Annotated in this window: 12 protein-coding genes; 5 read left to right on the top strand and 7 right to left on the bottom strand. The window is 66.3% G+C overall.

Going from position 1 to position 13,597, the window contains the following annotated elements; genetic code table 11:
* The first annotated feature begins 28 nt into the window (after window positions 1-28).
* From OHA40_RS24260 to OHA40_RS24270, 3 genes are read left to right on the top strand one after another with little or no spacing between them, the layout of a single operon-like run.
* Window positions 29-1,291 (top strand): CaiB/BaiF CoA transferase family protein, encoded by a 1,263-nt coding sequence (locus OHA40_RS24260; protein WP_330229186.1) that lies wholly within the window; start codon window positions 29-31, stop codon window positions 1,289-1,291.
* Between the two features lie 13 nt (window positions 1,292-1,304).
* Window positions 1,305-2,189 (top strand): fumarylacetoacetate hydrolase family protein, encoded by an 885-nt coding sequence (locus tag OHA40_RS24265; RefSeq protein ID WP_330229187.1) that lies wholly within the window; start codon window positions 1,305-1,307, stop codon window positions 2,187-2,189.
* Window positions 2,186-2,986 (top strand): enoyl-CoA hydratase-related protein, encoded by an 801-nt coding sequence (locus OHA40_RS24270; RefSeq protein WP_330229188.1) that lies wholly within the window; start codon window positions 2,186-2,188, stop codon window positions 2,984-2,986. Before OHA40_RS24265 ends, OHA40_RS24270 begins: the two co-directional genes overlap by 4 nt.
* A 298-nt stretch (window positions 2,987-3,284) precedes the next feature.
* Here the strand turns inward: OHA40_RS24270 and OHA40_RS24275 are convergent, their stop codons facing one another.
* The gene (locus tag OHA40_RS24275; protein ID WP_330229189.1) at window positions 3,285-3,716 is read right to left on the bottom strand and encodes a hypothetical protein; all 432 of its coding nucleotides are present in this window, start codon (window positions 3,714-3,716) and stop codon (window positions 3,285-3,287) included.
* Window positions 3,717-3,883: 167 nt separating this feature from the next.
* Window positions 3,884-4,876 (bottom strand): LLM class F420-dependent oxidoreductase, encoded by a 993-nt coding sequence (locus OHA40_RS24280; protein ID WP_330229190.1) that lies wholly within the window; start codon window positions 4,874-4,876, stop codon window positions 3,884-3,886.
* Window positions 4,877-5,060: 184 nt separating this feature from the next.
* Here OHA40_RS24280 and OHA40_RS24285 point away from each other — a divergent pair, with 184 nt between their 5' ends.
* Window positions 5,061-5,576: a hypothetical protein gene (locus OHA40_RS24285; RefSeq protein WP_330229191.1), complete on the top strand. Its 516-nt coding sequence runs from the start codon at window positions 5,061-5,063 to the stop codon at window positions 5,574-5,576.
* 137 nt (window positions 5,577-5,713) lie between these two features.
* Here the strand turns inward: OHA40_RS24285 and OHA40_RS24290 are convergent, their stop codons facing one another.
* From OHA40_RS24290 to OHA40_RS24310, 5 genes are all read right to left on the bottom strand, one after another.
* Window positions 5,714-7,072 (bottom strand): cytochrome P450, encoded by a 1,359-nt coding sequence (locus OHA40_RS24290; protein ID WP_330229192.1) that lies wholly within the window; start codon window positions 7,070-7,072, stop codon window positions 5,714-5,716.
* A gap of 349 nt (window positions 7,073-7,421) precedes the next feature.
* Window positions 7,422-8,363 (bottom strand): TauD/TfdA dioxygenase family protein, encoded by a 942-nt coding sequence (locus OHA40_RS24295; protein ID WP_330229193.1) that lies wholly within the window; start codon window positions 8,361-8,363, stop codon window positions 7,422-7,424.
* A gap of 176 nt (window positions 8,364-8,539) precedes the next feature.
* Window positions 8,540-9,430 (bottom strand): ABC transporter permease, encoded by an 891-nt coding sequence (locus OHA40_RS24300; protein ID WP_330229194.1) that lies wholly within the window; start codon window positions 9,428-9,430, stop codon window positions 8,540-8,542.
* Window positions 9,423-10,283, bottom strand: a complete 861-nt coding sequence (locus tag OHA40_RS24305; protein ID WP_330229195.1) for an ABC transporter ATP-binding protein — start codon at window positions 10,281-10,283, stop codon at window positions 9,423-9,425. Before OHA40_RS24305 ends, OHA40_RS24300 begins: the two co-directional genes overlap by 8 nt.
* A complete protein-coding gene (locus tag OHA40_RS24310) occupies window positions 10,280-11,362 on the bottom strand; it encodes an ABC transporter substrate-binding protein (RefSeq protein WP_330229196.1) in 1,083 nt (360 codons plus the stop codon). Before OHA40_RS24310 ends, OHA40_RS24305 begins: the two co-directional genes overlap by 4 nt.
* Window positions 11,363-12,039: 677 nt before the next feature.
* Here OHA40_RS24310 and mgtE point away from each other — a divergent pair.
* The gene (gene mgtE / locus OHA40_RS24315) at window positions 12,040-13,404 is read left to right on the top strand and encodes a magnesium transporter (RefSeq protein ID WP_330229197.1); all 1,365 of its coding nucleotides are present in this window, start codon (window positions 12,040-12,042) and stop codon (window positions 13,402-13,404) included.
* Window positions 13,405-13,597: the final 193 nt, after the last annotated feature.

Raw genomic sequence — 13,597 nt, forward strand, 5'->3', positions numbered from 1 at the left:
GGAACAGACTTTGGAAGGAGACAGGCACATGAAGGGTGACGGTGCCGAGCGTCCGATTCCGTTCCTGCACGGCGTGCGGGTGCTCGATGTGACCGGCGCGCTCGCGGGTCCGTACTGCACGATGGTTCTGTCCGACCTCGGCGCCGAGGTGATCAAGGTCGAGCCGGTGACGGGCGACGGCATGCGCCGCCGCCGGATGGGCGCCGAGCCACGCCCGGTGCCGTTCGATCTGGTGCACCGCGACAAAGCCAGCATTGCCGTGGATCTGAAGACTGCCGCCGGCCGCGAGATCTTGCACGGCCTGGCCCGGCGCTCCGACGTTTTCGTGGAGAATTTCCGAGTCGGCGCACTAGAGGGGCTCGGCTTGGGCTACGAGGACCTCCGTGCCGACAATCCGGATCTGGTGTACTGCTCGATCTCCGGGTTCGGCCAGTTCGGCCCCAAACGGGACATGAAGGGCGTCGATCTCATCGCCCAGGCCTACGGCGGGCTGTTGAGCGTCACCGGGACCACCGACGGGCAACTGGCCAAGGCGGGGTTCCCCGTGGCCGACATCGGGACCGGCATGTGGGGTGTGATCGGCGTACTGGCCGCGCTGCTACGGGCCCGCGCCGGAGGCGGTGGCTGTCACATCGACGTGGCGCTCGCGGACACAGTTGCCGCATGGTCACTGTGGGAGGTCGCCGACTACGTCAGCAGTGGGCAGACACCCGGACCACTCGGCACCGCACACCGGCTTGCCGCCCCCTACCAGGCGTTCGATTGCTCGGACGGCGAGTCGCTCGTCGTCGGCGGGATCGACCGGGCATGGCCTGCGCTGTGCCGCACACTCGGCATCGACCTGAGCGACGATGAGCGATTCCAGACCGAATACGACCGGTTCCTGCATCGTGATGCGCTGGCGGAGATCCTCCAGGCTCGCCTTGCTGCTCACCCCCGGGATCACTGGGTCGCCGCATTGCATGCCGTCGGCGTGCCCTGCGGCCCGGTCAACACAATCGACGCAGTCCTGGCCGATCCCCACTACCTCGAGCGCGGGACACTCGTTCACGATCCCGAGCGCCACGGGCAGCCGACGATTGTCAATACTCCGATCGTTGCCTCCGGAGCGCCACGCGCCCGCGATCGGTCACCTGCCCTCGGCGAGCACACCGCGCGTTTGCTGGCCGAACTGGGCTACGAGCCCGCGCAGGTGGCACAACTGGCTGCCGACAAGGTCGTCACGCTTGGCGGCGACACCGCACCACCGCAAAGAGACCCGATGACTTCATCCGGCCGCGTCGCGGGATAGAAAGGGGAACGGTATGCGCGACAATGACCCGGCCAACCACATTGGTTTGGCACGAGCAACCGTCCGCGGCGAGCGCGTCATGGTCTTCCGCCGATCCGGCGCTGCCAGTGCGTTCCTGGCCATGGTGGACGACCAGACCTACGCCGACCTGCCGGAACTGCTCGAGGCCGTCGGCGGCAACCCTGACCGCATCCGGCGCGGGCCATCGGTCACCGTGCCCGACGACGACCTGCTCAGCCCGGTCGGCAACCCACGAAAGATCATCTGCGTCGGGCAGAACTATCTCGCCCATATCACCGAAACCGGCCGCGACCAACGCCCGGCGTATCCGGATCTGTTCGCAAAATGGGCAACCGCGCTGTGTGCGCCCTACGCCGACATCCCGCTGCCACCCGAATCCGACCAGGTCGACTACGAAAGCGAACTCGCCATCGTGATCGGCAAGCGCTGCCGCAGGATCCCCGAAGCACAGGCCGCCACGGTCGTCTTCGGCTACACCGCAGCCAATGACGGCTCGGTGCGCGACTTCCAGTTCCACACCGCACAGCGCACGGCGGGCAAGGCATGGGACGCTCTCACCCCGCTGGGACCCGTGGTCGTACCGGCAGCCCACCTCGGCGGCGCCCGACCCGATCTGCGCCTGACCGGACGACTCAACGGCGAGAGGGTGCAGGACGACCGCACCACGAACCTCCTGTTCGGGATTCCGCAATTGGTCGCCTACATCACCACTTTCATGACCCTCGAACCCGGCGACGTGATCCTCACCGGGACCCCGGCAGGAGTCGGCCTGGCGCAAACCCCGCCCCGCTATCTCACCGACGGCGACGAGTTCGAAGTGCGCATCGAGGGCATCGGCGCCATTCGCAACCGCTGCGTCCGAGAGCACACCCGATGAGCCGCACCGCCCCCACCGGCACAATTACCGCCGAAATCCGCGACGGCGTCGGCTGGATCGAGCTGAGTAATCCGCTGCGGCGCAACGCCATCTCCACCCAGATGATGACCGACCTGGCCGAGGCCCTGTATACACTCGACGACAACCCGACCGCCACCGTGATCGTGATACGCGGTGCGGGAACCTCCGCATTCGCCGCGGGAGCGGACATCTCGGAGTTCGAATCCCAGCAGACCACCACAGAAGCACGCGACCGCGCCGACAGCGCGACCGCAGCCATGTTCGACGCGCTCTCGACCGTGTCCACGCCGACGATCGCCATGATCCACGGCTACTGCATCGGCGCAGGCGTGGCCATCGCCCTCGGCACCGATATCCGCATCGCCGCAACCGGCAGTTGCTTCGCAATCCCAGCCGCCCGCTTGGGAATCGGCTACCCACTGCCGCAGGTCCGAGCCCTCCTCAACGCGGCGGGACCAGGCATCGCCGCCGAAATCCTGTTCACCGGACGCCGATACGACGCACTCACCGCGCTACGAACCGGCCTCGTCAACCACGTCGTGGGGCCTGCCGAACTCGAATCCACGGTGGCCGAACTAGCCCGGACAATCGCCACGAACGCTCCGCTATCAGTACGCGCGGCCAAGGCCGCGCTCAAATCTGTCCTGGACGCGGAGAACTCCGCGGCACGAACCGCAGCCCAGGCACTGATCGCTGCCTGCAACGATTCCACGGACGCCCTGGAGGGACAACGCGCATTCCTGGAGAAACGACCACCACGGTTCGCCGGAGGCTGACTCGGCGACGCATCAGCTGAGCCATTGTGTTGCGTCGCCGCGAGCCATCGTCCGCAAGGAGACTTCACCACCTGGGATTCGACATGGATACCTCGGATCATCGGGAACCGGTGGCGGCAAGAGCTGGATACGCGACACCGACGGCGGGCGCGACACCGACGGCGGGCGCCGTGATGTCACGCGCGGGGACGGTGATGCCGGAAAGGGGGAAGGACCGAGAGATACGGCTGGGGAGCTGCTCGATGTGGCGACGAAAGTACCTGAGTCACAACAGATCCGGTGCCACCGAGGGCAGGTGTCAGGGCAGAGCTACGCAGCTGCTGCCGAGGTTCGATCCAGTGCCCACGTTGACCTTGACCGACGCACCCTCGCGGTACTGATTGTGTCCGGCTCCCAAGTAGTGCTCGCCGGTTGCGTTCGGGGTCCATTCGACCGTGAACTGGCCGGGTTTGCCGGCCACCTCCCTGACCGGGCCGAACGTACCGGTTGCGACGTGATCCCACGTGCCGTTGCGGTACACCTGATCCTCGACCCACACGACCTTGTCGCCAGGGTCCCCGGTAATGGTGACGGTGTAGGTGCAGCCGGTGCCGTAGGAGTTGGCACCGAGGCTCAGCCCTGGCGTCGGAGTGACCGCGGTGATGTAGGCCGACGCGGCTGGTGCGGTGATGACCGCCGCCGCGGTAGCGGTCGTGACGACAGTGAGTACCCCTCGAATACCGAGCATCATGATCAGCCCTTTCGGAACAACGTTGGACGCCGGGCGAATGGGAGCACGGTGGTGCCGAGCCCGCCGTAATCGTCACGCTACCAAGCGGTTTGCGCCAGGTCGACCACTCATCCTGTTCGATTCGACGAGAAGCGGCGGCTTGCGCGGGTATGTTGCCCCTCTGGTGTTCAGCGCAGGGCAGGGATCACTTCCCGTTCGAAGAGTTCGATGCCGGAGGTGTCGTAGGCGGCTTCGGGGAAGTTGAGGATGGCGTAGCCGAGGCCGAGGTCGCGGACTCGGGTGAGGTTTTCGATGATCTGCTCGGGCGTGCCGACGGCGGCGGTGCCGCGGTAGAGGTCGTCGATGTGGGTCTTGGCCTGGTCGGCGCCGATGAAGGGGGTCAGGCGGGCGGCCAGCGTTGCGAGGCGCTCTTCGACTTCGGCTTCGGTGGCGCCGATCGCGACGTTGAAGTTCGAGGATCGCACGATCGCGGCGAAGTCGGTGCCGACTTCGGCGCAGTGCGTGCGCAGGATCTCGGATTTGCGGGTGAACTCTTCGGGGTTGCCGCTGAAGTTGGTGTACTGCGCGTATTTCGCGGCGATGCGCAGCGTCTTCTTCTCGCCGCCTCCCGCGATCCAGAGGGGAACACCGTCTTCCTGCACGGGAAGCGGGCGCACGATGGCGCCGTCCACCTGGTAGTACTTGCCGTCCAGGGTGGCCGATCCGGTGGTCCATGCCTGCCGGAAGATCTGCACGCCTTCATCGAGGCGGCCCAGCCGTTCGCCCGCTGAGGGGAAGCCGTAGCCGTAGGCGCGCCATTCGTGTTCGTACCAGCCGCCGCCGATGCCCATCTCGGCCCGGCCACCCGAGATCAGGTCGACTGTCGCTGCGACTTTCGCCAGGTATGCGGGGTTGCGGTAGCTGATCGCGGTACACATCTGGCCGAGCCGGATACGCGAGGTGGTCGCCGCGAACGCCGACATCAGCGTCCACGCCTCGTGCGTCGCCTCCTCGGTCGGGGTCGGGACGGTGTGGAAGTGGTCGTACACCCACAGCGATTCCCATGCTTCGCTCGCGTCGGCACGCTGGGCAAGGTCACGCATCACACCCCACTGCGCCGCGGGGTCGATGCCCACCAGATCGAGCCGCCAACCCTGCGGGATGAAGATGCCGAAGCGCACAGATATCTCCTTCGCGTATATCGAGCCACATTCCATAACACGGCTCCGAGCTTCACTGTTCCCAGTACACCCCCTGCGAGCAACCGTTCGGCGCACGGCGCGTCCAATTCCGACGCGCGGATGACGACCGTCCCGCGGAATTCGCTGGCCTCGTGCGGCCCGGATCGGTCACGCTGGATGCCGTATGAACAATGAAAGACAACCTCGACTCGGCGTCGATTTCGGCCGGGTCATCCAGGGGGCCGCCTTGGCGGCCGGCGCCCGGGACACCGTATTCCTGTCCGGCGGCCTCGCCGAAGCGCTCCGCACGCCGCCCAGCCCGGGTGCCTTCGAGGTCCTGCCCCGCCTGGTGCGGCGTTTCGAGGGCCGGGCCTGGGTGATCTCCAAATGCGGCCCTCGGGTCGAGCAGCGCACCCGCCAGTGGCTCGACCACCACGACTTCTACGACCGGACCGGGATCGCGCGCGACAACGTGCGCTTCTGCCGTGCGCGGGCGGACAAGGCGGTGCACTGCGCCGAACTCGGCATCACGCACATGATCGACGACGGCCTCGACGTGCACCGCGCGCTGCGCGATCTGGTGCCGCACCGGTACCTGTTCGGCGTGCAGAACGATCCGATTCCCGACTGGGTGCGTCATGTTCCCACTTGGGACGATGTCGAACTCGCGGTGGAGGCGACCATCGACTCCGCGGAGTGAGCGCCGACGCCGATGGGCATGCATTCCACGTGGGCACGGCGCACCGGGATGTCACCCTCGAGTGTCGTGCGGTACAGCACCCTTTCGCCACTGATGGGCTGGTGACACAGTGAGGGGTGGCACCACGCCGGCGGGCGTTATCGCCGTTCGGTCAACGTCGCAATGACCGGGAACTTGGTGTTGAGAGTCAGCGCGGAAGTCGGGGTGAGGTCTGGGTTCGCGATGGCGAACTCGAACCGTCGCATGATGGTCGAGAGCGCGAGCTGCATCTCCATCATCGCGAACGCGTTGCCGATGCAGAGGTGCCCGCCCGCACCGAAGGGCAGATACACGTTCCGGTCACGGGCGGCGACCGCGTCGGCGGTGAAGCGGTCCGGGTCGAAGGTGTCAGGCTGATCCCAACACTCGGGGTTCCGGTGTGCATGGTAATAGCTGAACATCAGCGGAGTGCCTGCCGGGATGTGGTAACCCCCGATCTCGTCGTCCTCGGCGGCACGACGTTGTCCCATCCATGCCGGTGGTTTGAGCCGCAATACCTCTTCCAGCACCTGCTTGCTGTAGGGCAGTGCGGGCAGGTCGGTCATGGTGGCGTGCCCGCCGGGCAACGCGGCGTCAACGTCATCGCGCAGCTGCTGACGCACCTCCGGATGCAGCTGCAGCAGCAGCATGGCTGACGTCAGGGCCGAGGAGCTGGTCTCGTGACCAGCGAAGAGCATGGTGACGACCTCGTCGCGCAGCTCCTCGTCGGTGAGGCTCTCGTTGGTATCGGCGTCGGTGGCGTTCATGAGCATAGATAGCAGGCCATCGTTGTCAGCGTCGCGCAACTTGTCGATCACCGTGTAGACGATGGCATCCATCTCGGCGATAGCCCGCCAGAAGCGTTGGTGACTCGGCGTCGGAAACTTCAACGGTATCAGGGGCATTCGCACGAACTTCCCCAATTCGGCATTGACCTTCTGCGTCGCGCGGGAGAAGCCGGTGACCTCCGGGCCGTGGGGATCCAATCCGAACAGCGCCCGCACCACGATCCGCAATGTGAGGTGGCTCATCTGCTCGCCGATGTCGATCGTTCGTCCGGCGTGGGCATGGTCGGCCCATTCGTCGCACATGGAGTCGATCTCCGCCACCATGATCTCGCTGAGCGCGTTGATCCTCTTGTGGTGAAAGGCGGGTTGGACGAGGCGTCGGTTGCGTCGCCACCGGTTGTGGTCGGCGATGGTCGCCAGCCCGCGACCCACGAACGGTTCGATGATGTCGTACATCTGAGTCTCGCGGGTGAAGTTGGCCATGCGTTCCTGCAAGATGTACTTGATGTGGTGGGGATGGGTGATCCCGACCATGTTCCCGGTGATCAGCTGGAACTGAAAGACGTTGCCGTGCTGCGTCATAGAGTCGGAAAGAAACGTAATCGGATCGGTGACGAAGCGCTTGGTATTGCGGAAGCGGCCTGCGGCCATCGGGGGTAGCCCGCTCTCGGCGGCAGAAGTGGAGGTCATAAGCAGCAAGTAAAACCGACCGCCCGGATATCTGTCGAACTTTGGTGAAAAGTGGTTGAAAGTGAACTCCCGCAACAGGATTGAGGTTGCGACACCGAGCCGGACAACGTGTCGATCCCGCGAGCGCGAACCAGGCCGAGGTCATCGATGCCGACCGCGTCTACTGCGGCGATCAGTATCCGCCAGCCTGGAGCGTACCCGCCGACGGCTGGACGCCTGTTCCCACCTGAGGTGAGGGTGGAGGCGGCCAGTTCGGTGTTCGCATCGACAGATATGGATGTCCGGCCAGGGCAGCGCGATTCCGGCCGAGCGCCGCGGAGCACTCGGCCGGAACCTGCTGGTCCGCGCCCTACGCGCCGGTGAACTTCGCTCCGGAGATGGACTTCGACGGCTGACCGTCGATGCCAACGGGGATGTCACCCTCGAGTGTCGTGCGGTACAGCACCCGGGTCACGTCGAGGTGGTTCAGGTCGCTCGGTGCGAGGTGCGCGGTCGCGCGGTTGTCCCAGAACGCGAGACTGCCCTTTTCCCAGCGGAACCGGACCGTGTACGCCGGGGTGGTCACCTCGTCGAACAGCAGTTTCAGCACCGCGTCGCTCTGGCTCGGGGACAGTCCGACGATCCGTGTGGTGAAGCCCGGATTGACGAACAGCGCCCTCTCTCCGGTCACCGGGTGCACGCGGACCACCGGATGCTCGGTGACCAATGGCGCGGCCGCGACCTTCTTCGCGTAGTCACTGTCGGAGTTCCAGGCGGGCCGGTTGCCGCCGAACCGGTGCTCGGCGCGCAGTCCTTCGGTGAACCGCTTGAGCGACTCCGGCAGGTTCTCATAGGCGGCCACGAGGTTCGTCCAGCCGGTGTCTCCGCCACGCTCCGGCGCGATCTCGGCGCGCAGGATCGAGGCCGCGGGCGGGTTGATCAGCGCGGAGACATCGGTGTGCCAGTGATTGTTGTAGCTGAATTTCCGCACCCCGAAGCGCTTTTCGTACAGGCGACTGTCGACCGCGAGGATCTCGGGGTGCTCGGTCGGTGCGTCGTCGTCATAGGGGTGCGATGGGGTGACCGCGCCGAACCGGCGGGAGAACGCGATCTGCTGCACGTGATCGATGTGCTGATCGCGGAAGAACAGCACCTTGTAGGTGTGCAGTGCGTTGGTGATCGCTTCGACCTGCTGCTCGGTCAGCGGCTCGCGCAGATCGACGCCGGATATGTCGGCGCCGATGTACCCGGCGACCGGGGCGATCTGCACGCTGTCGACGGCGGTGGTGGTGGCTTCGTGTACGGCGGTCATGGCAAGAACTCACTTCGAGATAGAGGAATCGACCGGGTCAACCGGAGGTGTCGGGGCGTCCACAAGGGCGACAAGCACTGCGGCACACTCGCATGAAGTCGACGAAGCGTCGCTTGGTCAGCGGCGTCATCGCGACCGCGTCCCGATCGCGCGGAGGCGGAGGCTTTCGACCATGATCACGCGCTCGCCGGAACGCGCCACCGCGACAGGCGGCGTTCGAGTGCGACCAGCAGGCCGTTGAACCCGAGACCGAGCAGCGAGATGGCGAGGATTCCCGCGTACATGTTCGGGATCGCGAAGTTCTGCTGCGCGGCGGTGATCAGATAGCCGAGTCCGGCTCTCGCTCCGAACATTTCGGCGGCCAGCAGCACCAGGATCGAGCTGGCCGCCGCCATCCGCAGACCGGTGAAGATGGACGGCAACGCCGCGGGCAGGATCACCTTCTGGAACAACCGCAGCGGCGAGAACCCGAGTGACGCCGCCGATTTGATCAGCAGCGGGTCGACGGTGCGCACGCCGGTGATGGTGTTCAGCAGGATCGGGAAGAAGCTCGCGTACACGACGATCGCGACCTTCGAGGTTTCGCCGATACCCAGGATCAGCAGGAAGACCGGAAGCAACGCCAGCGCCGCGGTGTTGCGGAACAGCTCCAGGATCGGGTTGAGGAAATCCGCCACCGGCTTGTACCAGGCGATCGAGACGCCCACCGGAATGCCGACAGACAACGCGATCGCGTATCCGACCAGCGAACGGCTCAGGCTCGCGGAGATATGCGTCCACATCTCCCCGCTCGCGACCAGGTCGGCGAACGCCTGGACGACCACCGAGAAGGGCGGCAAGAACACTTCGTCCACCAGACCGACGGTCGGGGCGAGCTGCCACACCAGCAGGAACAGCGCGATCACGAACGTCGGTTTGAACACCCGCCAGGCGAACCGGCCGACCACGCGGACCGCCTTCGCGACGAGCGGAGGCGCGCTTCGCGCCCGGCGCACCGAGACGGATAGCGACGGCTCGGCCGCGTTCTGCTGGATCGGGCGCTCGGTGAGTTGAATCGCACTAGACATGGGCCGCCCTCTCGGTGGTGGATTCGACGTCGGCCGGGTGGTCGGTCAGCGACTCACGTTCCAGGCTCGCCGCCCGCTGAACCTCGCTGTGCAGCAGCGTCCAGATCTCGTGGCGGTAGTCCCGGAAGCGTTCGGAGGAGCGGATGTCGCCGCCCGCGTCGCGATCGATCTCGACGTCGAGGATGGCCTTGATTCGGCCGGGCCGTGAGGTCAGCACGGCCACCCGCTGGCCGAGGTAGACCGCCTCGTCGATGCCATGGGTGATGAACAGGACGGTCTTGCCGGTGGCACGCCAGATACGTAACAGCTCGTCCTGCAAGGATTCCCGGGTCTGCGCGTCGAGCGCGGCGAACGGCTCGTCCATCAGCAGCACCTCCGGGTCGAACGCGAGGCTGCGTGCGATGGCGACGCGCTGCTTCATGCCGCCGGACAGTTCATGCGGGTAGCGGTCGCCGAAACCGGAGAGCCCGACGAGTTCCAGGTAGTGCTCGGCTGATTCCCGGCGTGCCTTGCGGCGCAAGCCCTTGGCCTCCAAACCGAATTCGATATTGGAACGCGCCGTCCGCCAGGGCAGTAGCGCGTACTGCTGGAAGACGATGCCGCGGTCCAGGCCCGGCCCGGTGATCGGCTTGCCGTCCAGCAGGATCTCGCCGGAGGTCGGCTTGCTCAGCCCGCCGAGCAGGTCGAGCAGGGTCGACTTGCCCGATCCGCTCGGCCCGACCAGGACCAGGAACTCGCCGTCGCGCAACTCGAGCGAGATGTCCTGGATGGCGGTGAACTGTTCCCGCGAGCCGCGCACCGCGAATTGCTTGTGCACGCCGGCGAGCGACAATTTCGTTGCGGTCGTGGTCATTTCGCCACCACCGCTGCGCCGGTCGGCCCGCTCTCCGGCTGGTACGTGCCGTTCGCGTACGGGTTGAACTTGTTCGTGAACAGATCCGTGGCCTTCAGTTTGTCGTTCGGCAGTTCGCCGTTGCGCACCAGCCAGTCGATCCAGATCTGTATTTCCTTCTCCGCCACTACCGCACCGGGCGCCGGGATTCCGGAACTGAGCCAGTACGGCACCAAGCTGGTGTTCTCGTTGCGGCCGCGCTTGGCGATGATCTCGGTGAATTTCGCCTGCACCTGGTCGCGGGGTGTCACCTGGAGCCAGCGGATCGCTCGCGCGGTGCCCTGCACGAAGTCCTGCACCGCCTCGGGGTTCTTGGCGATGTAGTCGTCGCGGAAGACAAAGGTGCCGTAGCCGGCCGTGCCGAAGATGGCCTTGTCGGTGTACAGCGGGCGAATACCGCCGCGTCCGAGTGCGGTGTCGCGGAAGACGCCGCCGAGAGCGCCGACGTCGATCTGTCCCTTGCGTACCGCGTCCTCGGTATTGGCCGGAGGCACGACGGTCAGCTGCACCTGCTCGATCTCGTCGTCGGAAAGACCCTGCTGATGCAGCCACTCCCTGGTGATGAATTCGTGGTGCGCGCCGAGGGTGTTGACGGCGACCTTCTTGCCGATGAGATCGCGTGCCGAGGTGATGCCGGAGTCCTCGCGCACGTAGTAGCCGGTGAACGACTGTTCGTCCGCGCCATAGGAACTGAGCACCGAGGTGACCTTCGCCCCGCCCGCGATCAGTTTCACCACCGCGCCGTTGAACGCGCTGCCGAATTCGACTTGGTTCGTCGCCGCGGCCTGGATATTGGCGGGGCCACTGGTGGTGTCGCCTTCCCAATGCAGTGTGATTTTCGAGAAGTAGCCGAGTTCTTGGGCCAGTTCGTAGGCGCCGACCTGTCCCGTGGCGCCTTGATAGCGGAGCACGTACTTGCCGTCGGCGGTCTTGGCGGGCGCGGATTCGCCGCAACCGGTGAGCACGGACAGGCCGGTGACCAGGGCGACGGCGGTGGCGAGCGCGCGGGCGACGCGCCGGGGAAATGAGGGGTGGGGCATTGTCGGTTCTTTCGAAGACGAGAAGGTGCCGTGCAGCTGGAATGCTCGGCATGCGGCGGCGACACCACCGTGCGGAACGGCAGTGTGAGGGGCGGCGTGGGGGACGCGCGGATATTCAGGGTGGAAACGGGCCGCGCTATGTCAGCGGCAACAGATTCCGTGTGGAATGCGCATGAGGTCGATCGCGCGACGGCGGATCCATGGTGTGGCTGTCGACACTGTCGAGACTTCCGTGAGCGGTGCTGGGGGGCGTGGGCGAGGACCCGTGGTCTGGACCTGCTCGGCACAACTGTCCAGGGTCGTCGGCGCGGGAGCAACAGTTCGACGCGGGGTGCGTCAAACCGGGTGCTTCCGCTGCCGATGGTCCGGAAACGTGGTAGCGGGAACGCCGGTTCGGTCACAGCCTGCGTTCGGAGGCGATCTTTCGCTCCGAAGAGATGTAAGCTGCACGAGGACGTTTTCGACGCCCTCAGGATGTTGAACGGAATGGTGCGGATATTCGGATCCGTGGCGACGACGAGTAGGAGGTGGGGTTGCGATGCGCAGCGAACCTCCCAGTCGAAGGCCGCGCGGCGCCGCCCCTTCGCATTCCTAGTTGATCTGCGACGGCAGGGGCCGGCGCCCGCGGTGTGAATTTCGCGCTCCTTGTTCACTCACGCATGTGCTGAGGTCCTCCCATGTCGCAGACCGACATCATCGAAGTACGCCCGACGCTGTCCGAATCCCTGCAGGACGTCGTCGAAACCCACTGCGTGGACGCCGCGCTCGACTGGCTCGGCAACCACCCGCCACACGTCATCGCCGACCAGCTCGCCCGCATGGACGGGGTGCGGGCCGGAATGGCGTTCCGCCTGCTCGACAAAGACCTGGCGCTGGCCGTCTTCGAGGAGCTCGAGCCGGTGGATCAGCAGCAGATCCTGCAGGGCCTGCGCGATCAGAGCTTCCGCGAGCTGGTCGAGGGCATGGCGCCCGACGACCGGGCCCGGATGCTGCGCGAAGCGCCCGCCAAGGTCGCCAAGAAGGTGCTCGCCGGGCTGAGCCCGCGCGAGCGGCGGATGACCGCGAGCCTGCTCGGTTACCCGGAGGGTTCCGCGGGGCAGTACATGACGCCCGAGGTGGTGGCGCTGCCACGCGCGCTGACCGTCGCCGAGGCGCTGGGTATGGTGCGGGCCAAGGGCGGCAATGCCGAGACGGTGTACACGCTGCCCGTCGTCGACGCGGGCAGGCGCCTGACCGGCATCGTCGAACTGCGCGAACTGGTGCTCAGCGAGCCGGGCGCGATGGTGTCGGAGTTGGTCGTCACCGAGCCCGCTTTCGCGCGCGCGACCGATTCCGCGGAGAAGGCCGCCCGGTTGATGCGCGAGACCAACGACATCAACCTGCCGGTGGTGGACAGCGAGGACCGGCTGGTCGGGCTGCTCACCATCGATGACGCGGTCGAGGTCATCGAGGCTGCCGACAGCGAGGACGTCGCCCGTCAGGCGGGGTCCGCGCCGTGGGAAGGCCACTACATGGCGGCCGGAGTGTTTCAGTTGGCCCGCTATCGCGCGCTGTGGCTGCTGCTGTTGCTGCTCGCGGCGACGCTCACGGTGAGTGTGACCGACTTCTTCGAGGGCACCCTGCAGCAGGCCGCGCACCTGGCGCTGTTCATCCCGCTGCTGATCGGCGCGGGCGGCAACGCCGGCGCGCAGGCCGCCACCGCCTGCGTGCGTGCGCTGGCCGTCGGTGAGGTCAGGGTGTCGGACCTGTTCCGGGTGATCTGGCGGGAATGCCGGGTGGGCCTGGTGCTGGGTTCCTTGCTGGCCTCCGTGGGCCTGGGGATCGGCGCGGTGTTCGTCGGCCCGCGCATCGCGCTGGTCGTCGGCATCACGCTGGTGCTGATCTGCGGCTGGGCCGCCACCATCGGCGGCACCATGCCGCTGCTGGCGAAGAAGCTGCGGATCGATCCCGCCGTCGTCTCGGCCCCGATGGTCACCACCCTGGTCGACGCCACCGGCCTGATCATCTACTTCACCACGGCCAAGCTGGTTCTGGGGATCTGAATTCGCGGGATGCGGACTCTTTTCGACGTCCGACCGTCGATTGGGGATCACGCGCCGGGGGCTGCTTGCGGTTACGGAGACCGGAAGCAGCCCCCGACTGTTGCCGCCGCCTACGGAAAGAGCGTTGCATCCGGACACCGCCGCCGTGAACGGCGAGCTGCGATCGGGCATGGTTCGACCCGGGTGGAGTGTT

It is taken from the genome of Nocardia sp. NBC_00508 (assembly GCF_036346875.1).
Lineage (GTDB): Bacteria > Actinomycetota > Actinomycetes > Mycobacteriales > Mycobacteriaceae > Nocardia.